General features: G+C 30.6%; 20 protein-coding genes and 2 tRNA genes. 4 read left to right on the top strand and 18 right to left on the bottom strand.

What is annotated here, in order from left to right; all coding sequences use genetic code 11:
- Position 1: 1 nt before the first annotated feature.
- The 6 genes from M915_RS06575 to sdaAB all read right to left on the bottom strand — a co-directional run bounded on the left by M915_RS06575 (position 2) and on the right by sdaAB (position 6,728).
- A complete protein-coding gene (locus M915_RS06575; RefSeq protein WP_036730484.1) occupies positions 2 to 1,360 on the bottom strand; it encodes a hypothetical protein in 1,359 nt (452 codons plus the stop codon).
- Positions 1,361 to 1,368: 8 nt separating this feature from the next.
- Positions 1,369 to 3,150 carry a HAMP domain-containing sensor histidine kinase gene (locus M915_RS06580; protein WP_036730486.1) on the bottom strand — a complete coding sequence of 594 codons (1,782 nt, stop codon included), beginning with the start codon at positions 3,148 to 3,150 and terminating at the stop codon, positions 1,369 to 1,371.
- 1 nt (position 3,151) lies between these two features.
- The gene (locus M915_RS06585) at positions 3,152 to 3,844 is read right to left on the bottom strand and encodes a response regulator (RefSeq protein ID WP_036730488.1); all 693 of its coding nucleotides are present in this window, start codon (positions 3,842 to 3,844) and stop codon (positions 3,152 to 3,154) included.
- A 101-nt stretch (positions 3,845 to 3,945) separates the two neighbouring features.
- Positions 3,946 to 5,172 carry a dicarboxylate/amino acid:cation symporter gene (locus M915_RS06590; protein ID WP_009221665.1) on the bottom strand — a complete coding sequence of 409 codons (1,227 nt, stop codon included), beginning with the start codon at positions 5,170 to 5,172 and terminating at the stop codon, positions 3,946 to 3,948.
- Position 5,173: 1 nt separating this feature from the next.
- Positions 5,174 to 6,058, bottom strand: coding sequence for an L-serine ammonia-lyase, iron-sulfur-dependent, subunit alpha (gene sdaAA / locus M915_RS06595; RefSeq protein ID WP_036730490.1), 885 nt, complete (start codon positions 6,056 to 6,058; stop codon positions 5,174 to 5,176).
- Position 6,059: 1 nt separating this feature from the next.
- A complete protein-coding gene (gene sdaAB, locus M915_RS06600) occupies positions 6,060 to 6,728 on the bottom strand; it encodes an L-serine ammonia-lyase, iron-sulfur-dependent subunit beta (protein WP_036730491.1) in 669 nt (222 codons plus the stop codon).
- Positions 6,729 to 7,025: 297 nt separating this feature from the next.
- On the opposite strand from sdaAB, the gene M915_RS06605 reads away from it, so the two are divergent.
- Positions 7,026 to 8,573 (top strand): AbgT family transporter, encoded by a 1,548-nt coding sequence (locus M915_RS06605; protein ID WP_009221666.1) that lies wholly within the window; start codon positions 7,026 to 7,028, stop codon positions 8,571 to 8,573.
- Positions 8,574 to 8,696: 123 nt separating this feature from the next.
- Complete coding sequence (locus M915_RS06610) at positions 8,697 to 9,950, top strand: dihydroorotase (RefSeq protein ID WP_036730492.1); 1,254 nt, start codon at positions 8,697 to 8,699, stop codon at positions 9,948 to 9,950.
- A gap of 46 nt (positions 9,951 to 9,996) precedes the next feature.
- Here the strand turns inward: M915_RS06610 and M915_RS06615 are convergent.
- From M915_RS06615 to M915_RS06655, 9 genes are all read right to left on the bottom strand, one after another.
- Positions 9,997 to 10,073: transfer RNA gene (locus M915_RS06615), tRNA-Arg, on the bottom strand.
- Positions 10,074 to 10,123: 50 nt separating this feature from the next.
- Positions 10,124 to 10,212, bottom strand: a tRNA-Ser gene (locus M915_RS06620).
- A 248-nt stretch (positions 10,213 to 10,460) separates the two neighbouring features.
- Positions 10,461 to 11,687: a PDDEXK-like family protein gene (locus M915_RS06625; RefSeq protein ID WP_036730493.1), complete on the bottom strand. Its 1,227-nt coding sequence runs from the start codon at positions 11,685 to 11,687 to the stop codon at positions 10,461 to 10,463.
- A gap of 105 nt (positions 11,688 to 11,792) precedes the next feature.
- Positions 11,793 to 12,851: a helix-turn-helix transcriptional regulator gene (locus tag M915_RS06630; protein ID WP_036730494.1), complete on the bottom strand. Its 1,059-nt coding sequence runs from the start codon at positions 12,849 to 12,851 to the stop codon at positions 11,793 to 11,795.
- Positions 12,852 to 12,948: 97 nt separating this feature from the next.
- Positions 12,949 to 13,467, bottom strand: coding sequence for a nucleoside 2-deoxyribosyltransferase (locus M915_RS06635; protein WP_036730495.1), 519 nt, complete (start codon positions 13,465 to 13,467; stop codon positions 12,949 to 12,951).
- A gap of 8 nt (positions 13,468 to 13,475) precedes the next feature.
- A complete protein-coding gene (locus tag M915_RS06640) occupies positions 13,476 to 14,099 on the bottom strand; it encodes a hypothetical protein (protein WP_036730500.1) in 624 nt (207 codons plus the stop codon).
- Positions 14,100 to 14,112: 13 nt separating this feature from the next.
- On the bottom strand, positions 14,113 to 14,763 hold the full coding sequence (locus M915_RS06645) for a DUF1361 domain-containing protein (protein ID WP_036730502.1): 651 nt from the start codon (positions 14,761 to 14,763) through the stop codon (positions 14,113 to 14,115).
- A gap of 69 nt (positions 14,764 to 14,832) precedes the next feature.
- Entirely contained in the window at positions 14,833 to 16,722 is a 1,890-nt protein-coding gene (locus tag M915_RS06650; RefSeq protein ID WP_036730504.1) for an ABC transporter ATP-binding protein, read from the bottom strand.
- Positions 16,709 to 18,448 (bottom strand): ABC transporter ATP-binding protein, encoded by a 1,740-nt coding sequence (locus tag M915_RS06655; RefSeq protein WP_036730506.1) that lies wholly within the window; start codon positions 18,446 to 18,448, stop codon positions 16,709 to 16,711. The genes M915_RS06650 and M915_RS06655 overlap by 14 nt, the downstream gene beginning before the upstream one ends.
- A gap of 108 nt (positions 18,449 to 18,556) precedes the next feature.
- Between M915_RS06655 and M915_RS06660 the strand changes: the two genes are divergently transcribed.
- The gene (locus tag M915_RS06660) at positions 18,557 to 19,063 is read left to right on the top strand and encodes a phosphatase PAP2 family protein (RefSeq protein WP_051259814.1); all 507 of its coding nucleotides are present in this window, start codon (positions 18,557 to 18,559) and stop codon (positions 19,061 to 19,063) included.
- 14 nt (positions 19,064 to 19,077) lie between these two features.
- Here the strand turns inward: M915_RS06660 and M915_RS06665 are convergent, their stop codons facing one another.
- From M915_RS06665 to M915_RS06675, 3 genes are all read right to left on the bottom strand, one after another.
- Positions 19,078 to 19,539, bottom strand: coding sequence for a nucleoside deaminase (locus tag M915_RS06665; protein WP_009221676.1), 462 nt, complete (start codon positions 19,537 to 19,539; stop codon positions 19,078 to 19,080).
- A 729-nt stretch (positions 19,540 to 20,268) separates the two neighbouring features.
- Entirely contained in the window at positions 20,269 to 20,469 is a 201-nt protein-coding gene (locus tag M915_RS06670) for a DUF1858 domain-containing protein (RefSeq protein ID WP_009221677.1), read from the bottom strand.
- A gap of 29 nt (positions 20,470 to 20,498) precedes the next feature.
- Positions 20,499 to 21,419 carry a stalk domain-containing protein gene (locus M915_RS06675; protein WP_036730508.1) on the bottom strand — a complete coding sequence of 307 codons (921 nt, stop codon included), beginning with the start codon at positions 21,417 to 21,419 and terminating at the stop codon, positions 20,499 to 20,501.
- A gap of 553 nt (positions 21,420 to 21,972) precedes the next feature.
- Between M915_RS06675 and M915_RS06680 the strand changes: the two genes are divergently transcribed.
- Positions 21,973 to 22,272, top strand: a complete 300-nt coding sequence (locus tag M915_RS06680; RefSeq protein ID WP_009221680.1) for an OadG family protein — start codon at positions 21,973 to 21,975, stop codon at positions 22,270 to 22,272.
- Positions 22,273 to 22,295 lie beyond the last annotated feature (23 nt).

Consider the following 22,295-nt stretch of genomic DNA (forward strand, 5'->3'; position numbering starts at 1 on the left):
ATTATCTCTCCATTAAAAATTTTCCGGCATCAAGTGAAAAATAAAGTTGTCTGTTGTTGTAATTTATATTTATTGCCATTGTAAGTTTGTTTTTTTCTAAATTTGAAACATCATCAATATATGCTAAATTTATATCTTGTATATTTTTTAAAATATCTTTAATGTTTGTATATTCTTCTACCGGCATAAATTTAATTAAATTTTTTTGAATTATATCTTCAATTGAATAGATTTCCGTTTCTTTAAATTCTGTTTGAGGCATATTGACCGCTTTTCGATATATCTGTTTGTAGCTTTTAACAAAGGAAGAGAATACTTCCATTTCTATATAGTCGTGATTTTCTTGTTTATCTAATATTATCGGAATTGAATCTTCCTTTAAATTAAAGGAAAATTTATATCCTTTATTATTTCCGTTTTCGACAAGTTCTATTTTAGATAGGTATAAATCTTTTGCTATACCTGTTTTTGTTGCAATAAAGCTAAGTGCAGTTCTAAGTGAGATATATAAATTTTCTTTTTGAGATTCAAATTTTTCGGCGTTTTCATATTCTATGAGACCTGTGTTTGAAAATTTAAGGTATTGATTTTCATATACAAAGGTTGAACCGTTTATCTGAGTTATTTCTCGTATATAGTCTATACTCTGATTTAAAAATCTTTCAGCAAGCTTGTTTTTATAGCTGCTGTCCATATTTTTAAGATTTGAAAAATAGTATATATCTCTTGCTGTAATTGTATTTTTTTGCGGTATATAAATATTTTTTTCAATTGAATATAGTTCGTAAAAATTTTTATAATTTTTATATCCCGTATTTTCAATAGTGCTTAAGGTTTGAGTTATATCCTTATCAATAGGAAGATGTACCTTAAAAAATCCTATTTGATTTACTATTGCTATATCATTATTTGATATATAGATTTCTTGTATTGGAACATTGTTGCTGTCATGCTCTTTATCTACAAATCCAAGTAGCTTTAAAAACATATTTTCTGTTATAGTGTGGTTGAATTTGAAAACTATGGATCTGTTTTCCTGGAGCTTCATATATTCTTCCGCGCTTATTTCGGTTAGAAGTTCTTTTTTTGATTCTGTAAATATGTTTAAAATTGTATTTAGATATTCTCTATATAAATCATCAAATACATAAATTACGCTATGTCTTTCTTCTCCAAAATTGGCAATCATTTTTTGGGGCTTTAAAAGCTCTGTAAAAAGTTCTTTTGGATTATATTCATTGTTGATTTTTATTACATTTGATCTGTCCGGAAGGTTAAACCATAAAAATCTGATTTGAAATATTGTAAGACATATTAATGCTATTAATAATGTATTTAATAATAAATCTCGCTTTTTCATTTTATCACCTAAGCTGCTTTTAAGCTTATTGAAATTTTAGTGCCTTCTTTAAATTTTGAATCTATCTTAATATCTCCACCCATTGATAGAGTGAGTTCTCTTGCTATTGAAAGTCCAAGACCTGTTCCTCCCATAGCACGACTTCTGCCCTTTTCAACTCTATAAAATCTTTCGAATATTCGAGGAAGGTCGCTTTCCGGTATTCCTATACCGTTATCTTCTACGATAATATTTACATTAAAATAGTTTGAGGTCGCGCTGATTTTAATTTTCCCGCCTTCATCTGTATATTTAATTGCATTTGAAATTATATTCATTAAGATTTGGTCAAGTGCATGTCTGTCTGCATATATATTTCTTATATCCATAGGCACTTCCAAACTGATGTTATGATTTTTTTCTTTTATCATTACAGAAAGACCTTCAAGAGTTTGACTTAAAATATCATAGGTATCAATTTCTTCATAGACATAGTTTGAAGTTTTGTAGTCTATATTTGAAAGCTGGAGTAAATCGGAAACAAGTCTGCCCATTCTCGTATTTTCTCTATTTATAATTTTTACAAAGTGTTTTACTTCGTCCGGCTCCATTTTTGAATCAAGAAGCGTTTCACTATATGAACGTATAGTTGTTATAGGAGTTTTAAGTTCGTGAGATACATTTGCAACAAATTCCTTTCTCATTACATCAAGAGTATGTTCTTTTGTTATATCTTGAAGTACTACAATAAGTCCCAAGTTTGTAAGTCTTCCTTTTTTATAGGGAGCATATTTTATTTTAAAGAATTTATCTTTTATTTCCAATTCACTTTCACCTTCAAGAGATGAGTTATCTGAATAGTTTATTCCGAATATGTTTAGTTTTGTAAGATCTTGTTTTGTCTTTAGATAGTTTTCATCTAAGTCCAATATTTCTCTGGCAATGGGGTTGGCGTGGATTAAATAACCGCTTCTGCTAACAGCTATAACACCTTCAGCCATGTAATTAAATATCGTATTGAGTTTACTTTTTTCAAGATTCATTTGATTTATTGTAGTATTAAGCTCTTCTGTAAGATAGTTAAACATAGAGCCTAAGTTTCCGATTTCATCGTTGCTTTTTACTTCTACACGTTGGTCAAAGTTGCCCTTCGCCATTTCACTTGCTTTGGTAGTAACATCTCTGATGGGCTCTGTTATTGAGATTGCAATTATATACCCAAGGAGTGTGGTTATTGCAAGTGCAATTAGAGTTGCATAGCTAAGTATTATTTTTGCATCTTTAAGCAGACTATATACAGAAGATAAATTTGCAGTCATATATAAAATGCCCTTAACATCTCCATCGGATGAGAAAATCGGCTTTGAAATGTGTTTTTCATTAAGACTTACATCTCCGTTTGCGGTTATTGTATCCGCAGTTTCACCTTGTAATGATCTTAAAATTAAGCTCGGTTCCAATGCCTTATATGAAAAGGCTTCTTTGCCGTCAATTAAATCCTTATTATTTGTAGTAGATGCAATAATTATTGGAGACTCATCTGCACTTAGGGCATAAATACTCTCACCGACAGACAGTCTCCACTCATTTAAGATGTTTTTAATTTGTGAACTTTTATTACTCCAATTTTCATCAGATATATAATTTGAAGCTCCTATAATAGTATTTAAGGTTTGTGTCATATTATCTTCTATATTCTGAGTTTGCTGAACCTCAAGTCTATTAATAATAAATGCACCTACTATGGACATTGAAATCAGTACAAGTAAAAAATATATAGTTATAAATCTGTACTTAATACTGTTAAACATTTTAACCTCCGAAATAATATCCCACACCACGTTTAGTCATAATGTATTTAAAATCCTTATCTTTGTCTTCAATTTTTTCGCGAAGACGTCTTACAGTGACATCAACTGTTCTTATATCTCCGTAATATTCATAGTCCCATACTTGATCAAGAAGTTCTTCACGGGAAAAAACCTGTCCCGGAGAAGATGCAAGATATTTTAAAAGTTCATATTCACGTAAGGTTAAATCTATAACCTTACCTTTCTTTTTAATTTCATATTTAGTCAAATCGATAATTAAATCGCCGGCTTCAATTACTTTAGATTCTGAATTCGGAGTCTCCGTTTCAAAATCATATCTTCGCAAAATAGCTTTAACTCTTGCAGTAAGTTCTCTCATTGAAAACGGCTTTACAACATAGTCGTCCGCCCCGAGTTCAAGACCGAGTATTTTATCTACTTCATCTTCTTTGGCGGTTAGCATTATAATTGGTATATGTCTAGTTTTTCTAAGCTCTCTTAAAACGGTAAAGCCATCAATTTTCGGCATCATAACATCTAAAATAATTAAATCAAAGTTTGAGTTCTTTACTTTTTCAAGACATTGTTCTCCGTCAAAAGCAAGCTCAACTTCAAATCCGTCACGTTTTAAATTGTATTCTATAATTTCAGCTATTGCAGCTTCATCATCTACAACGAGAATTTTTCCAAACATTTGAATTCCCCCTTTCTAATATTATACCATAATAGATAAAATATATAATTATAAATTTAGATACAAAAACGCCTTGCTAAAGTAAGCAAGGCGTTTTAATCTTATTTGTTTTCATTTGTAGGAATTGGTTTGCGTAAAATATTTTTGTAGTAAATTTTTTCAACTATCATTGAAACTGCATTATCTCCTGTTACATTTGCAGCAGTTCCGAAGCTGTCCTGTGTCAAGTATAATGAAATTAAAATTGTCGCAAGAGGACTGTCAGATGCTATTGCAACTGCCGGTAAGAATGGAAGAGCACTCATTACCGCTCCGCCCGGTGCGCCCGGTGCTGCTACCATAGCTACTCCAAGTATTGCGATAAATTTGAAAATTAAGAAGTAGCTGTGAGGCATATCGTACATATGAAGTAATGTAAATACACATGCTGTAAGAGTAATCATAGATCCCGGCATATGGCAAGTAGCACATAGAGGAATTACAAATTCTCTAATTTGCTTTGTTACTCCTATATTTTTATTACAGTTTATATTAACCGGAATAGTAGCTGCTGAAGATTGAGTACCTATTGCAGTAAAGTATGCAGGTAAAGCTCTTCTAAGTGAAGCTATAGGATTTTTTCCTGTAAATCCTCCGGCTACAACAAACATAAGTGATATATAAATTATATGAAGAACTATTATGCAACCGAAAATCTTAATGAATACTTGAAGAATTGCAAATACTGAACCTGAATATGCCATATTTGCAAAGTTTCCAAAAATAAAGATAGGAAGTAAAGGAATAATTGCCTTTTCAAGTACAAGATTTATTATCTTATTAAATTCATCTATTATTTTATAAAAAGTTTCTCCTGAACCCTTTTGTCTTAAAATTGAAACACAAAGACCAAGCATAAATGCAAGTACAAGAGCGGCAGTAACTTCAATTATCGGATTTAGAGGAATAGTAAAGAAAGGAGATAAATCATTTCCTGAAGCATCCTTAATTTGTTCGACCATTTCCGGTGAAATAAAGCTTGGGAATATATTACTTGCCATTGCATATGATAAAGAACCTGCTATAAGTGTAGATGCATAAGAAAGAATAACTGTTACGAGAAGCAGCTTTCCTGCACCTTCAGATAAATCTGAAATACCTTTTGTTACAAAAGCAATAATCATAAGCGGAATTATGAAACCTAAAAATTTACCGAAATTAGCTGAAATTGTAACTGCTATTTTTGTTACTATTTCAGGACAATACTTACCAACTAAAATACCCAAAGCTATTGCAATTAATAGTCTAGGTATAAGACCTATTTTCTTTTTTGTAGTTTGTTCACTCATTTTAATTTCCCCATGTTTTTCCTAAAAATTCATCTCTTATTCTCTTTCCGGTTTTAGTTCCGGCAAGCCCGCCAAGTCCGGTTTCTCTTAGAGATTCATGCATAAGTTTACCGACTTCTCCCATAGCTTGTGCAACTTCGTCAAAAGGAACAAAAGATGTAACGCCCGCTAAGGCGAGATCTGCTGATATAAATGCATTTACAACACCTGAAGCATTTCTGAATGTGCATGGGTATTGAACAAGTCCTGCTATCGGATCGCATACAAGTCCTATGACATTTATGATTGTTATACTTGCGGCATGAAGTGCCTGTTCCGGAGTTCCCCCCATCATTTCAATAAGGGCACTTGCAGCCATTGCGGATGCAGCACCGCATTCTGCCTGACATCCTCCTTCAGCTCCGGCAAAGGTAGCATATTTTGCTATAATTTGACCTATTGCTATTGAAGTCAAAAGACCGTTTTGAACAGTTTCGTTGTCAAAATTATATTTTTCAATTGCAGAGACAATTGTTGCAGGCATTATACCTGATGAACCTGCAGTAGGAGCAGCAACAATTTTTCCCATGGCATCATTTACTTCACTTGTTGAAAATGCCATTGCCATGGTGTGCATCAAGAATTTTCCAATTATAGGTTCTTGATTTTCAGCATAATCATTTGTAATTTTTGCAAATCCGTCTGTCATTTTAAATCTTGTCACATTTGATTTATTTAGATTTTCAGCAGCCGATTTTCTCATTACATCAATTACTATATTAAGATGTTGTCTTATTTCTTCTTCAGTTTTTTTAGAGTTTTTCATTTCCTCTGCAATAACAAGATCGTATATATGACAATTATTTTCTTTACATGCATTTATAATTTCATTAGCTGTATTTAACATATTACACCCCCAAGTATTTTGCAGTTATAAATTTATCCGAAGTCAGTATTTTATCTTGTAAATCTTGAGTAAGAGCTCTGTCTATTTCAAGAGTAAGAGTTACAATTTCCGTTAATGGATTCTTGTCTGTATTAATGGACTCTATATTATACTTTTCGGAAGTTAAAATAGAAGATACATATGCAATAACACCCTGTTGTTCGTGATACTTTAACAGTAGTGTAGGAAACATTCCTCTAAACTCGACAGGCATTCCGTTTATATTTACTATGATAATTGCACCACCGCCGATAGAAGAACCTATTACATATTCATCGTCTTTATAGTCGAAATGAAATACTACCTTAACTGAATTGGGATGATAAATTTCACCCAAGTCTGTAGTTTTAATTTCATAATTTACACCTGTATCGTGTGCTATTTCAAAAGAACTTCTGATTCTTTCGTCATCAGGCTCATATCCCATAATACCACCGACCAACGCCTTATCAGTTCCATGTCCCTTATAAGTGAGCGCAAAAGAACCGTGTAATAAAAATTCCACTTTTGTAAAATCTGAACCGCAGATTTTAAGAGCAGTCCTTGCGATTCTACACGCTCCTGCCGTATGAGAGCTTGACGGACCTATCATTATAGGACCAAGTACATCAAAGGCACTATATTCTGCCATAAAAACCCCTCCTTAATATAATAGCATTTTAACATATTGACCATAAAATTAAAACTTAAATAACATTAATTTTAATTGATAAAGTAATTAAATTAAATATTGAATGAAATTAATAGGAAAAATCTATAATACATAGCACATTTAGTATACATATTAATTAAAATTGATAAATCAATACTTTTGGAACAAAGTAAATTACAACAAAAGAGTATGAATTAAAAAACACAGTACAAAACGATTGCATTACTAATGAGCTATATATTATAATTGAGGTATCAAATAAAAAAGGAGGATATTATGTCAAAAGAAAAGAAAAATCAACAAGAAATAAGTGGGTTTTTAAAGGGTGTAGAGAGAATAGGAAATAGACTTCCTCATCCTGCAATGCTCTTTGTAATTTTATCAGTAATAGTAATTATAATTTCTCATTTTGCTGCAAAGGGCGAGCCTATAACTTATTTTGATGCAAAGGCGGGAGAAGAAGTAACAAAAGAAGTTGTTTCACTTTTTAATGCCGATGGATTAAGGTACATCTTCAATTCAGCAACTACAAACTTTACAGGATTTGCTCCATTGGGAACAGTTCTTGTAGCTATGCTTGGTGTAGGGGTTGCTGAATGGACAGGACTTTTTAATGCAACACTTAAAAAACTGTTGTACAATGCAAATCCAAAAATGTTAACACCGATAGTTGTATTTGCCGGTATTATGTCAAATATAGCATCAGATGCAGGTTATGTAGTAGTAATTCCTATCGGAGCAATATTGTTTGCAATGGCCGGACGTCATCCGCTTGCAGGACTTGCGGCAGCATTTGCAGGTGTATCCGGAGGTTTCTCAGCTAACCTTATTCTTGGAACAACTGACCCTCTACTTACAAACATTACAAATGAAGCTCTAAAAGCAGCAGGAATAGACATGAGTTTAGCACCAACTTGTAACTGGTATTTCCTTGCAGTATCTACAATATTCTTAACAATTGTAGGAACATTTGTAACTGATAAGATAGTAGAAAAGAACTTAGGCGAATATAAAGGCTCTTATAGACCTGATAATGCACCTATTTCTGAACTTGAAAACAAGGGTCTTAGAAATGCACTTATAGCATTGGTTGTTTATGTGGCTGTTATGGCATTCTTAATGTTCCCTCAAAATGCAATATTCAGAACATTACAAGAAGACATAGGAAAAATGACATTAAAGGCATTCTTACATGACGGATTAATTCCTGCAATGCTTTTATTATTCTTAATTCCTGGCTTGGTTTACGGAAGAACAATAGGAAAAATAAAGACATCTTATGATTTAGTTGCAGCTATGACAGCAGCAATGAAGTCAATGGGCGGATATATGGTTCTTGCATTCTTCGCTGCACAATTTGTTGCATATTTCGGAAAGACAAACTTGGGAATTATGCTTTCATTCAAGGGAGCAAATTTCTTAGAGAGCATAGGATTAACAGGATTACCACTAATAATACTATTCATCCTAATCTCAGCTTTCCTAAACCTATTTATGGGTTCTGCATCAGCAAAATGGGCTATCATGGCTCCAATCTTTGTGCCGATGATGTATAGACTTGGATTTAATCCTGCACTTACACAAGTTGCATATCGTATAGGAGACTCTTCAACAAATATCATAACTCCGCTTATGAGTTATTTTGCTATGATAGTTGTATTTATGCAAAAATATGACGAAGAATCAGGACTTGGAACTCTTATTTCAATGATGCTTCCATATTCAATGAGTTTCTTATTATTCTGGACAATACTAATGTCAGTTTGGTTCTTCTTAGGAATTCCTACAGGACCGGATGCACCACTTTTACTTGGAATGCTTTAATTTAAAGAAACCTCCCTTTAGGGAGGTTTTTTTGAGCCTTAAATTAAAAATAAATAAAATGATAAAAAACAGTTACAATATAAATTATTTTACAATATAATTTTATTGATAAGGAGGTTAAAGATGATAATTAAAAATGGAAGAATAATAGATCCTGCCTCCGGCATGGATAAAATAGCTGATATAAAAATTGAAGACGGAAAAATTGTAGGCATCGGAAAATTTGATGAAGTAACAGAATATATTAATGCGGAAAATTTGATTGTAGCACCCGGACTTGTAGATATACATGTTCATTTCAGAGATCCGGGATTTACGGAAAAAGAAGATATATTTACAGGATCAGAGGCAGCCGCAGCAGGAGGATTTACATCAGTAGTATGTATGGGAAATACAAAACCTGTTATGGATAATATTAATACATTGGAATATTTTTTAGACAAGGCAAAAAAATCTCCGATACATGTATATACAATAGCAGCTCTTACTCTTGGATTTAAAAATGAAAAACTTAGTGATATGAGAGAACTTGTAAAAAGAGGATGTGTGGGTTTTTCTGATGACGGGATTCCAAATACGGATACAAAATTAATTTTAGAGGGAATGATGATTGCAAAAGAATTAGATGTTCCAATATCATTTCATGAAGAAGATCCTATGTTAAACCGAGAAAATGGTGTGAATCATGGAAAAATTTCAGATTCTATGGGATTGTATGGAGCTCCGTCAGTTTCTGAAGATGTTCTTGTTGCAAGAGATGGAGCAATTTGTCTTTATACGGGAGCAAAAATTGACATTCAGCATATAAGTTCGGGAGAAGCCGTAGATATAGTAAGATTTTATAGAAATCAAGGAGCTAATTTATTTGCAGAGGTAACACCACATCATTTTTCGTGTACGGAAGATTTGATACTTGAAAGGGGAACACTTGCAAAAATGAATCCGCCTCTAAGAACAAGTAAAGATAGAGAAAAAATAATTCAGGGATTAGTTGATGATACGATAACAATCATTGCAACAGATCATGCACCGCATACTGAAGAAGAAAAAAATAGAGACTTTTTAGCAGCTCCAAGTGGAATAATAGGACTTGAGACCGCATTGTCTCTTGGAATAACAAATCTTGTAAAGACAGGTAAGTTATCTCTTATTAAACTGCTTGAAAAGATGACTGTAAATCCTGCAAGACTATATAATCTCTCCGCCGGAAAAATTGAAGTCGGCGCTGCGGCAGATATAGTTATATTTGATGAAAATGAAGAATATGTAGTAGGAGAGTTTCGTTCAAAAGCAAAAAATTCTCCATTCATAGGAGAAAAATTATTCGGAAAAATAAAATATACAATAGCAGATGGAAAAATAGTATATAAAAATTAAGGAGTCTGATTTCAGACTCCTTAAAAAATAAAAGACCGTTAGTCTTTGGTGCACGCAAGAGGAATCGAACCCCCGGCCTAGGCTTTAGGAGAGCCTCGCTCTATCCTACTGAGCTATGCGTGCATATATTTTTATTTTAGTATAATGAAAAGGTTGTGTCAAATACTAAAACTTGGCGGAGATGGTGGGATTCGAACCCACGTGCCCGTGAAGGCTAACGCATTTCGAGTGCGCCCCGTTATGACCTCTTCGATACATCTCCAAATTATTTACAACTACCTGTTAATAATATCTGAAATTGTTAAAAAATTCAATAGAAATGAGCAACTTATCAACAAAAATATATTTAATTGTGAGAATTTATAGATATTAAAAGGATATGTCCATCTTTAAAGATGGACATATCCTTTACAGCCGAGTTTTGATATTGTTGTATCAACAGCAATACACACTGAAATTGCATAAATAAATATTGAAAAATACTTTTGTAATATTTAGAGTGTATTAAAATTATTCTTTGAATTCAACTATTAACTTTATAAGTTTGGATATCTCTTCTACATGTTGAGATATTAGAGATTCTAATTTGTTTTCATCATATAAAGTTTCAACTAATTCACGGCTCCAATTTTTTGGATTAATTGGTTTAGATTTTAATTGTAATCTTTCATAAAATAACCACGACGATCCACCTTTTAGTTTGTTGCCGAAAAATTCTTTTAATTTTGATTTGAAAGAAGATTTACCGTTGGAATCATAGATATTTTCTTCATTTTCTTCCGTAATTCCTTTTCTTATTCCGAAAATTAACTCATCACCATCTTTTGCAATTTTTAGATATATTTTTCCGATATTAGGTATTTCTCTTATAAGATATATTAATCCATAATCGTTGGAAGCATTTTTCACGGAATACCATTGGTTAGGAGAACCTAATTTATCACGTTTAATATCTTCAACGTTCAAATTAAATTCTTTTAAAATATCTTTCAATTTTTCTTCCAATTTTTTCCAATAGCGTAATCGAAGATCAAATTTAATTTCTTCAAATGCTTTTTTGGTTTCTTCTGCTATAAAAAAATTATCTGCAGATTCTAAAATATAATCTTTAACTTCCATTGTATAATCGTTACTCCCTTCTGATAGTTCTATAAGTAATTCTTTGTATTGTAAAAGCACTTCTCTCAATTTAGGTTCTAATGCTGTTATTTTTATGCAATTTTCTATCCAGTTAATAATTTCATTTTTATAAGATATACAAATTAAATTGTCTTTGTTTGAGCAGCTGTCTGTGCTTGGCTCATGTCCGTCAAGAGTTAGATATATTATTTTGTATTTTGGTTTTCCGGAAAATTTTTTACAGTATTTTTCATATCTATCCAACTGTTTTTCTTGATCACCGGCATAAATTTTATTTTCAATAACTATTATATTTTTTTCTGAATAGTCAATAAAAATATCGATTCTTCCATATTCTGTAGATTTTTCTTTTTCTACACATAAGGTATTTATTTCGTCATAATCCATATTTATTGTTTTTAAAAAGCTTTTAAAAAATTCCAACTTATATTTTTTGTCATTTAGTAAGCTGTATATAAAAGCTGAGTGTAAATTTACCTCATCTGCCGGTTTTGCTATAGTCTTAAAAATATTGAAATCAGAATTATAGGACTGTAATATTTTATATTTTTCATAAATAATTCTTAAGTTGTTATAAAAAATTTCATATTTATCCAAGATTATCACCTCTTTAATTGTTGTATCATTAACTATAATTTTATAAAATTAAACAGTTTCTAAGTATGTACATTTAAAATATTTTTTTCTGACATATATGCCTCCTTATTTATATTTATTTAAAGCTGATTTTAAATCGGCTTTTATAGACTCTATTAATTCTTGCGGATGAGTTACTTTTATATGATTGATATATTGCATAATCCACATTTTTATTGCAATTTCATTTGCTTTTACGGTTACGGAAATTTCATCATGTTGAAGTTCTTTAAAAGTTACGTCATCTCCGAACCAATCTAAAATATCATTTATCAAGTCAGGTTTTGTTGTAAATGAAACATTTATTATATTTCCTGAAAACATGTATATGCTTTTTGAAATATATTTTGAAAGATCATAAATATCATTGTGATTTTTTATCGTCGTCTTTGATTTTGCAGTTTCTTTTAAGATTTTGATGTTTGTTATTCTGTCTAAGCGGTAGTGTGAAATGTTATCATATTTGTCATAATTACCTATAAGGTAATGTCTGCCGTTGTTTGATACTGTTTGATAAGGGTTTATGATATATACTTTATCTTTTCCTGTGTCATCTTTTTTAGGGTGCAGTTTTTTATCCAAACCATAATCATTATAATTAAAAGATATTTTAAGATTTTTTGAAATTGCTTCATCTATAATTTCTATATTTAAAAATACATTTTGATTTGTAGGAATTGTGTTTGAGGTATTGTTTAAATATTTAACATGACTTTTAAAATATTTATTGGATAAATTTTCAAGTTTAGAAATTAATTGTTGTTTTTGTTTTTGAGGTATAGCCTTGGAGTATAAAGTAGAGTTGATTAAAAATCTTATTTCGCTGTCTGTAAATTCTGAGTTTATATAAAAATTTGTAAGTATGTAATTTTCAGATTCTTCTCCAAAGTCATTTTTAACTTTTCTTGGAAACGCTTCATATTCTATATCAAATTCACATTCTATCAGATCCATTAGATTTCTCTTTATCGCTTTTCGCTCAACATTCATTCCATATTCTTTTTTTAATAAATCTAATATATCTTTTTGGCTCAATTTGTGTTCTTCATCAGAATACTTTCTTAAAATTTTTAAGATATAAATAATTAAAAGTTTTTTTGATTGGGCGTGGGTAATACTGAACATACTATCCTCCTAATTGTATTATTGAGATAAGAATAGCACAAAAGATGGCACAAAAAAAGGACATAAAAACAGACGGAAGGTTTTTTCCGTCTAAGTGTTACTCTTTGTTTATAAAGTTTTTTATTATGTCTACAATTTCATCTATGTAACTGTCATCTCCGGGATATCCTATAACTAAATGACCGTGTTCTTTTACTTTACCTATAATCATTAAGTTTCTGTATAGTTTATTTTCTCCGGTGCCCATGTATCTCATATCGGTAATAAGTCCTATAATTATTCGAGGAAAGTTTTTGTTTATTCCGTATTCTTCTTCAATTTCATTTATAATACCGTGAGCCATGATTTCAGCTGCCACACCATCGTCAATTGTAAGTCCGTCAAGGCAAGCAATTAAGATATTTGCATTTTTAAGTTCTGCTGTATCAGCTTTTGAGATTGCAATGTCATTTATAATATCGTCATTATTTTTCTTATCATTAATTTCTGCATTTCTTTGGGGAACATATAAGTCTATTCCCGTTTCTCTTTCAATTATTGATGCAACTCTTTCAGTCCATTCAAAAGTTGCTGCGTTGAAAAAGTGAGATGCAAAGTATCCTGTATATTTTTTCATATGACCTCCTAATTAAGAATTGTATCTTTAAATTCAAGTGTAGCTATTATATAAGTATCGTCATTTTTGAAGTTATATTCGTCAAGGTATGTTGTAAGATTATTAACTCTCATGTCGGAAGATTGAGTATATTGTCTCATTCCGAGTATAATAGGTCTATTTAGTTCCAAGGTTTTTATATCATTTTGAAAAGCGCTTGCACTTGAAGTATATTCTTCTGGAAAAACAAGAATATCATCAAGATTTGTGGTTGTTACGGAGAAAGTATCGGAATTATTTGTATCTGTTGTTTCTACAAAAATTATTTTATCATGATAAAATCCTGTTCCCACTGAAAAGTATTTGGAATGTTCTATGATATTATTGGAAAGACCGATTTCTTTTCTCAATTCTCCATTTTTATACACATTAAAATACAATTCCCAAGATTTGGCATTTTCCGGTACTTTAATTTTAAAAAATTTTATTTCATGCGAAAGTTGTTTACACATTTTTAGCAACATCTCATTTTCAAATTTTTCATCCGCTGTTTGTATTGCCATATTTTGTTTTGACATTTCATTGCAGCCGGTGAGAAAAATTAAAATTAATAATACGGTTATAATTTTAGATTTTTTAAAAATTTTTTCCATAATGATCTCCAAGTTAGTTGTTTTTTAAATTAAAAAACATCAGTATTATTACAAAATGTACTATTGCAAAAATACCTATAAGCATATAGTCGTTTTCTGTAGCACTGCTTAGTATACTTGTCGTAATATCTCTGATTTGAAGTATATCCCAAGAGTTGAATCTTAAAAATCTTCCGATATAAACGGCTATTCCGCAAATTCCGGAATATAGCATAAGTAGTATAAAACTTGCAATTTTATAGCCGTAGCATCTTAAAATTTTTAGTATGTTTACAAAACTTTCAAAGCTGAGTACAAGTGATAAAACCACCATTACTGTATCACAACTCAGCTTTATCCAGTGAGTATAGTCCTGGATATAATTTACATTTCCGCCTGAAAATACATAGTATTCATGAGTCTTTATGTGTATAAGGTCTGTGAACATATAGATTGCGTTTGGATAGAATATTGTTGTTATAACTAATCCTATAAAGCATAAAAAAACTTTATTTTTATGATTTACACAGAAGGTACTTATTATATATGGAATTAGTGAAAGACCTACATTAAATATTAAATATCTTCTGTTTAAGTTAAAGTATATTATTATTGCGGAAAAGCATACATATATCAAGATATATATAAAAACTTTTTTAAAATTGTTCAAAATTTCTCTATTCATAGTATCTCCTCAGGTTTAATTTTAAAAAATATATTCAAATAAGTCAAATAAAAAAGACATCTTTCGATGTCATTCTTTATCTTCAAATCCCTCCGTATATAATTTGTAATAGGTTCCTTTAAGTGCAAGCAACTCATCATGACTTCCTCTTTCTATAATTTTTCCCTTTGACAATACTATTATTACATCTGAATTTTTAACAGTTGAAAGTCTGTGTGCTATTACAAATGTAGTTCTGCCCTTCATAACTTCGTCCATTGACTGTTGAACCAACATTTCCGTACGAGAGTCAATTGAAGATGTAGCCTCGTCCAAAATCAGTACGGGAGGATTATAAATTTCCGCTCTTGCAATAGAAAGCAGCTGCATTTGACCCTGTGAGAGATCGGAGTCTGTACCGGAAATTATGGTGTTATATCCGTCTTCAAGGAGTGATATAAAATTGTGTGCCTGAACTTTTTTAGCAGCTTCTACTATTTCATTTTCACTTACGTTTTCTCTTCCATAGCTTAGATTGTAGTTAATACTTCCTGTAAATAGATGTGTATCTTGAAGTACCATACCGAGTGAGCGTCTTAAGTCTTTCTTTTTAATTTTTTTGATGTCAATTCCGTCATAGGTTATAGAGCCTGATTGGATTTCATAGAATCTGTTTATCAAATTTGTAATTGTGGTTTTTCCTGCACCGGTTTCACCTACAAGGGCAATTTTTTGACCGGGATGGGCATATAGTGAAATATTGTGAAGAACATCGGTTTTGCCGTCGTATGAAAAACTTACATTTTCAAATTTTATATCTCCCATTAATTCGATGAGAGGTGAGTTTTCGTTTGTACTGTCTTTCCATGCCCAATGTCCGGTTCGTTCTTCACATTGAATAAGTGAGCCGTCGGAGTTTTTACGAACTCTTACAAGTTCAATATAACCGGCATCATTTTCTTCTTTCTCATCAAGTAAACTGAAAATTCTTCTTGCTCCGGCAAGTGACATAATCAATTGGTTCATCTCTTGAGAAATATTTCGCATCGGACCCGAAAATGCTCTGGACAGTTCGAGAAATGCGGCAATAGTTCCGACTGTTATTCCAAACATATTATTTAGTGCAAAAAGACCGCCGACAATTGCTATAAAAGCATACTGAAGATTGCCTATATTAAACACTATGGGGATTAATATTAGAGAGTATCTGTTTGCAAGCATTGTATTTTCTGCAAGTTCGTTGTTTATTTTTTCAAAATCATCTACAATATTTTTTTCGTGTGAAAATACTTTTATTATCTTTTGTCCGTTAATTGTTTCTTCGATAAATCCGTTTTGAAGACCGAGGGATTGTTGCTGTTTTAAAAAGTAGGTTGAAGATTTTCCTCCTACAGAGTTCATAACTTTTAGAAGTAATACCATGCATATTGCTACAACTATGCTCAGCATAGGCGAAGATATTAGCATTGCAATTGTAACGGCAATTATTGTAATAGCAGATGAGAAAAATTCAGGTAGAGTATTTGTGAGCATTTGTTGCATAGCTTGCGCATCATTTGTATAGCGACTCATTATATCACCGTGAGAGTGCGTGTCAAAATAAGCGATGGGCAGTTTTTCCATGTGCTCGAATAATTCATCACGTATTGTCTTTAATATATTTTCTGAAATTGTAACCATCATTCTCGAGTATATAATTGTCGAAATAACTCCGGCCAAGTAAATAGCCGCAAACTTTGATATCATAAGAATAAGCGGCGTAAAGCTCGGGTTTGGAGTAGAAAGCATGGGTGTTATATAGTTATCAATTAGTATTTTTAGAAATATAGAAGATACTACACCGACTGATGATGATAACAAGACTAAAGTTATGACTATAAAAAATTTAAGCTTATATTTTTTAAAAACATAGGAAAGCAGTCTTTTAATTGAACTTAAGTTTTCAGAGGAAGTTATTTTTGAATTTTTATTTTTGTTCATTAAGCTCGCCTCCTCTGTTTTGGGTTTGGGCAATTTCATGATAGATTTTATTTGTTCTGATAAGCTCGTCATGAGTGCCTACTGCATTTATTTCTCCGTTATCCATTACTATTATATAGTTACAATTTGCAAGAGAATTTATTCTTTGCGATATAGTTATTTTTGTAAGTTCGGGGTTTGTAGCTTTAAGTGCTTCTACAAATTTAATTTCAGTTGAGTTATCAAGTGCAGATGTAGAGTCATCTAAAATTAAAACTTTTGGATTTTTTAATAGAGCCCTTGCAATGCAAAGTCTTTGACGTTGACCGCCGGAGAAGTTTGTTCCGCCTCTTTCGACTTTTCTGTCATATCCGTCCTTATCTTCCATGATGAAGTCATGAGCCTGTGCAATTTTTGCAGCATTTATTACCTCATCGATGCTTGCATTTTCATTTCCCCATTTTAAATTTTCAAGGACAGTTCCGGTAAACAACTGATTTTTTTGCAAAACAATTGAAATGCTGTCTCTTAGTGACTTTAAATTGTATTTTCTCACATCAATTCCTCCGATTTTAACACTACCCGATAATGTGTCATACAACCTTGGAATTAAGGATACGAGAGTTGTTTTAGAAGAACCTGTTGCTCCGATAATACCTACGTTATCTCCGGATTTTATAGATAAATTTATATTTTTAAGACTTAGTTTATTTTCGTTTTTAAAGTAAGAGAAATTTACATTTTCAAAATTAATACTTCCATCTGAAATCACAGTTATTCCATTTTTATCTGATGTCAGAGAAGGATTTTTATTTAAAACTTCTACGATTCTCCCGGTACTGTTTCTTGAAATAATTAAATTTACAAGTACCATAGACATCAGCATTAAAGAAATTTGAATCTGAAAAGAGTAGGTTATAAGGCTTAACAGTTGTCCTGTTGTAAGATTACCTGCAACTATAAATTTTGTTCCAATCCATGCAATAAAAATTGTAAGAAAATAAACCGAAAATTGCATAAGAGGAGCTGATAGGGCTATCAGTTTAGAAACCTTGGAATAATTATTAAATAATTTTTTTGAAGTACTTTTAAATTTTTCGCTTTCATGATTTTCTCTGTCAAAGCTTTTTACAACTCTTATGCCGAGTAAGTTTTCGGAAACAATAGTATTTAGTTTATCATAGGTTTTAAATATAATTTCAAATATTGGAAATGCTTTTGAAATTATAAAGTAGATGCCGATGATTAGTATCGGGAAGATTAATAGAAAATTTAAAGATAGAGATCTATTTATTCTAAGACTCATTAAAAAAGAAAAGATGAGCATTAATGGAGCTCTTATTGCAAGCCTTATGCTCATTTGAAATGCAATTTGAACATTTTGAACATCGGTTGTCATCCTTGTTACTAAAGAGCCTTTTGAGAAACTGTCTATATCTTCAAATGAATAGCTTTGTATTTTTTTAAACATTGCATATCTTAAATTTTTTGCAAGACCTGATGATGCTTTGGTTGCAAAGTAACCGGAGAGTATTCCGGAAAACAGAGCTATAATTACGCATAGTATCAATAAAAATCCCATCTTAAATAAATCTTCTTTGGAACCTAATGTGATTCCTCTGTCAATTATTAAACTCATTAGATACGGAATGGCAATATCCATAAATACTTCGACGATTACACAAGATGGAGATAAGAAAGAATATATTTTATATTCGTTTAAATAAGATATAATTTTTTTAATCATATTGCCTCCTTTTAAATAATATTTTACAATATAAAGAAAACTTAGATTAAGATTATATACCTAAAAAAAATAAAATGTAAGTAAAATTTTTTAAGGCGGTGAAATTTATTGGAGCTTAAAATTTTAGATATGATTTCTACAATCAGAAATCCGATTTTGGATAAGATTATGATTTTTATATCAACACTTGGAAATGTAGGAGCAATATTTATTATAATAGGATTGTTTTTATTTATAAGAAAAGATACAAGGCGGATTGGACTTACTGTTTTAATTTCACTTTTGTTTTGTTTAATATTCGGAAATATTATATTAAAGCCGTTGATAGGAAGAGTTAGACCATATGATGCCAATAATGTAAAAATAATAGTGAAGCATTTAAAAGATGCATCTTTTCCATCGGGACATACATTTTCCGCTGTGGCATGTGCAATGAGTGTGAGCTTTTACAATAGAAGATACGGAAGAATTTTATTTGTTTTTGCAACGCTTATGGCATTTTCAAGAATGTATTTATATTTACATTATCCGACTGACATATTGGGAGGAGCAGTTCTTGGAATTTTTTGCGCGTTACTTAGCAGAGAAGTTATGAAGTCGGATAAATTAGAATAAATAAGAGAGGTTAATTAACCTCTCTTATTTATTCTAAGCTCTATAAAAAAATTTGATATTAAATTTTTACAATCGTCTTCCAAAATTCCAAATTCACATTCACAAGTATGGTTAAAATTATAGTTAAGTAAATTTATTTTACTTCCACAACAACCGAATCTTTCATTTTTAGCTCCGATGTAAATTTTTTTAAGCCTGAAATTCAGAATTGCACCGGCACACATTGCACAAGGTTCTAATGTTACATACATTGTACAATCTTCAAGATGATAGGAGTTTAAAAATTTAGAGGCCTCTTTCATTGCGATAAGTTCTGCATGAGCTGAGGCATCTTTTAAAAGTTCTTTCTTATTAAATCCTCTGCCGATTATCTCGTCGTTAAAGACTATAATTGCTCCGATTGGAATATCACCGTTGTCATATGAAATTTTTGCGAGTTTTAAAGCTTCATTCATAAAAAAATCATTTCTATTCAAAGTATCACCATTTAAATTTTAGCATAAATAAAAAAATTTTCAAAAAAATTAAAAATTTTTTAAAAAAGGTGTTTACAAAAGTATCACTTTAGGGTATAATAACAATACCAAGATAAAACAATATAAATTCTTGGGATGAAACTTGACAATTCTATCCAACTTTTAAGAAATCACCAATAGGGTGTTAATATAGATGTTAAGTTATATAATATAATATGATGTGAAAAAACATCTTGTATAGTATAGGACTGTAAGCTTTCTAAAATTCAATGGGCAACAGATTTTAGGTAAAAAAGTTAAAGAAATATACTTACAAATCAAGAAAAGTTGAACGTTAAGTTAATGTAAGAACGTTAAATAAAATGAGTTGTATAAAGACTCATAATTATAAAAATATTAAAATAATCTTATAGCATGGATAATAAAAAACTATAAGAAAATAAATGAACAGGAGTAGATAGAACAGTGATAGAACCAAAAAGATATCGTTGGATGGAATTGTCAAACTAAAAAGATAGTGAACTGATAAATAAAGTACACTATCTTTTTTATTGTTTAAAATTTAAGTTGAATTATCGAGGATGATAAATTTCAGTTGATTATTTTTAAAATCTTGAGCAAAATAAATTATAAAAATATTTTAATAAAAAATTTGAATTATTTAAAATTACATATCCAAAATTTAAAAATATAAAATTGAAAATAAAAAAACTCCCGAAAGGGAGTATTTTATTCAGGTTGTTCTTGTGTATTAAGCGCTTCTACCAATAAGTCGACATTTAATCCATGGACAAGAGCCGCCTCTTCAAGAGATTCCATTTGGCTTGCAGGGCACATTACACAACCCATTCCAAAACTCATAAGAGTTCCGATAGATTCAGGCTTATTTGCAAGAAGTTCGCCTATTATTGTATCTTTTGTAACTTTCATTCTATATACCTCCTAATAATATTTACCCATTAGTTTTTAAATTCAATAGCAGATAGACTTTTAAAATTTGAATTTTTATTTTCATCTTCATAAAAACCTAAAATCAATTTGAATTTTTTCTTTTTATCAACAGATTTTAAAATTTCATCTAAATTGATTTCATTTGATTTAAGTGTCATAAATTCTGATTTTTCACCTTGTTCAATTTTTAAAATTGGAGAAATAACAAATTTTCCGTCATATTTTAAGTGAACCGGTTTTAATACTACAGAATTGTTTGATGCTTCATAGATAGCTTTTGCAGAGACTTGTTTTTCTCCATTTACAAGAAATACAATTGATTTTGCAATAGATGTAAAATCTTCAATTTTTAAGGATTTTATATCTGATATTTTTATTGATTTAGAATTGGAAATAATATCTGTTGCTATTGCTTTTATTTCAATTTTTTCTCTCTGTATTAAATCTGTAGGTTCAATTTTTTCAGATTTAATTATAACGGTGTCTTCTTTTTCATCATAATCTACATAAAATCCGATTGTTTGTCCAAGATCTCTCAGTTTGAAAAAATTATTTCCGTTTATATTGTATCCGTCATAATAAATTTCGTTCCCATCAATTGTAATATTTTGTGTGGATTTTTTTGCATCAAGATTTTTATTTTCAGTTGTGGTTAAATCCGAACTGAGTTTAGTATAGCTTTTATCTCTTGATATTTCAATTATTTTCTTTTCTTCATTATATTCAATATTAAATTGAACTTTAGAGTTATTGAGTATTGCTGCAATATCTCTGAGTTTGAAATAATTATTTCCATCAATATTATAGGCCTCAAGTTTAACCTCATTGTTATCAAAAGTAACTTTTTGATCTGTCGGTAATACTTGTGCATATACGTTCTTTGCAATCAAAGTGCAAAGAAATAGTGATAAAACTAATATTTTTTTCATTTTATTACCTCCTTCAATAATTATAAAGGCTTTAAGCATTAAAGTCTACCATATGTATAGTATAATGAAAAAAGAAAAGAGATGCCATATGAGTTCGGGTGATGAATATTTAGATTATATTTTGAAGCAGTTAAGTGGACTTTCGGGATTAAATATAGAAAGTTGATGGTATTATAAGGGAGAGATTGTTTTGAAGATTTATGACGATAAATTTTTTATTAAGTGAGCTAAGTTTAGGAAACCATTTATTGAAATATAGTTTATGTGAAATCATATGGCGGATAAAGAATATGATTTTTGTAAGCGGAAAAATAAGATAAATAAATTTTTAAGAGTTCTAAGGGGAATTATAATTTTTAATTATAATAGAGAGGGATTATATTGTGTAATTGAAGTGCTTTAGCAATTGAGTTTTATAGCGAAATAAACAGGAAAAAACTGCTTAAAAAAATTTTTTATTAGCTTTAAAGTGATTGATATTATATTTTTGTTTTGATATAATGAAAATAAGTTGGAATTCATTCTACATTATGAAATTTGAGGAGGTGTAATAATGTGGCAAGGAACTAGTATGACTATCGGAGAAGCCTTTCAAGTAGCTTTAACAGGATTTTCGATAGTTTTCTTGGCTCTAATTTCAATAGCTTTATTCGTAAAAATAATTTCATCAGTAGTAAATTCTGTAGTGAAAGAAGAGAATAAGCCTGCGAGTGCTCCGAGTCCGGCACCTGTGAAGGTTGCTGAAGATAAAACTGATAAGGCATTAGTTGCTGCAATAATTGCTGCAGTGAGTGCTGAAATGAGACAGTCAGTAGACAAATTTAAGATAGTATCTATAAATGAAAAGAAATAATTATGAAGGGGAGAATAATTAAA

The sequence above is a fragment of the Peptoniphilus mikwangii genome (assembly GCF_000468535.1).
In the GTDB taxonomy this organism is placed as follows: Bacteria; Bacillota; Clostridia; order Tissierellales; family Peptoniphilaceae; genus Anaerosphaera; species Anaerosphaera mikwangii.

Bases quoted from the DNA above. Each gene is read 5' to 3' on its own strand.
- M915_RS06575 (WP_036730484.1), bottom strand. From the start codon at position 1,360: ATGAAAAAGCGAGATTTATTATTAAATACATTATTAATAGCATTAATA.
- M915_RS06580 (WP_036730486.1), bottom strand. From the start codon at position 3,150: ATGTTTAACAGTATTAAGTACAGATTTATAACTATATATTTTTTACTT.
- M915_RS06585 (WP_036730488.1), bottom strand. From the start codon at position 3,844: ATGTTTGGAAAAATTCTCGTTGTAGATGATGAAGCTGCAATAGCTGAA.
- M915_RS06590 (WP_009221665.1), bottom strand. From the start codon at position 5,172: ATGAGTGAACAAACTACAAAAAAGAAAATAGGTCTTATACCTAGACTA.
- sdaAA (WP_036730490.1), bottom strand. From the start codon at position 6,058: ATGTTAAATACAGCTAATGAAATTATAAATGCATGTAAAGAAAATAAT.
- sdaAB (WP_036730491.1), bottom strand. From the start codon at position 6,728: ATGGCAGAATATAGTGCCTTTGATGTACTTGGTCCTATAATGATAGGT.
- M915_RS06605 (WP_009221666.1), top strand. From the start codon at position 7,026: ATGTCAAAAGAAAAGAAAAATCAACAAGAAATAAGTGGGTTTTTAAAG.
- M915_RS06610 (WP_036730492.1), top strand. From the start codon at position 8,697: ATGATAATTAAAAATGGAAGAATAATAGATCCTGCCTCCGGCATGGAT.
- M915_RS06630 (WP_036730494.1), bottom strand. From the start codon at position 12,851: ATGTTCAGTATTACCCACGCCCAATCAAAAAAACTTTTAATTATTTAT.
- M915_RS06635 (WP_036730495.1), bottom strand. From the start codon at position 13,467: ATGAAAAAATATACAGGATACTTTGCATCTCACTTTTTCAACGCAGCA.
- M915_RS06640 (WP_036730500.1), bottom strand. From the start codon at position 14,099: ATGGAAAAAATTTTTAAAAAATCTAAAATTATAACCGTATTATTAATT.
- M915_RS06645 (WP_036730502.1), bottom strand. From the start codon at position 14,763: ATGAATAGAGAAATTTTGAACAATTTTAAAAAAGTTTTTATATATATC.
- M915_RS06650 (WP_036730504.1), bottom strand. From the start codon at position 16,722: ATGAACAAAAATAAAAATTCAAAAATAACTTCCTCTGAAAACTTAAGT.
- M915_RS06655 (WP_036730506.1), bottom strand. From the start codon at position 18,448: ATGATTAAAAAAATTATATCTTATTTAAACGAATATAAAATATATTCT.
- M915_RS06670 (WP_009221677.1), bottom strand. From the start codon at position 20,469: ATGAAAGTTACAAAAGATACAATAATAGGCGAACTTCTTGCAAATAAG.
- M915_RS06675 (WP_036730508.1), bottom strand. From the start codon at position 21,419: ATGAAAAAAATATTAGTTTTATCACTATTTCTTTGCACTTTGATTGCA.
- M915_RS06680 (WP_009221680.1), top strand. From the start codon at position 21,973: ATGTGGCAAGGAACTAGTATGACTATCGGAGAAGCCTTTCAAGTAGCT.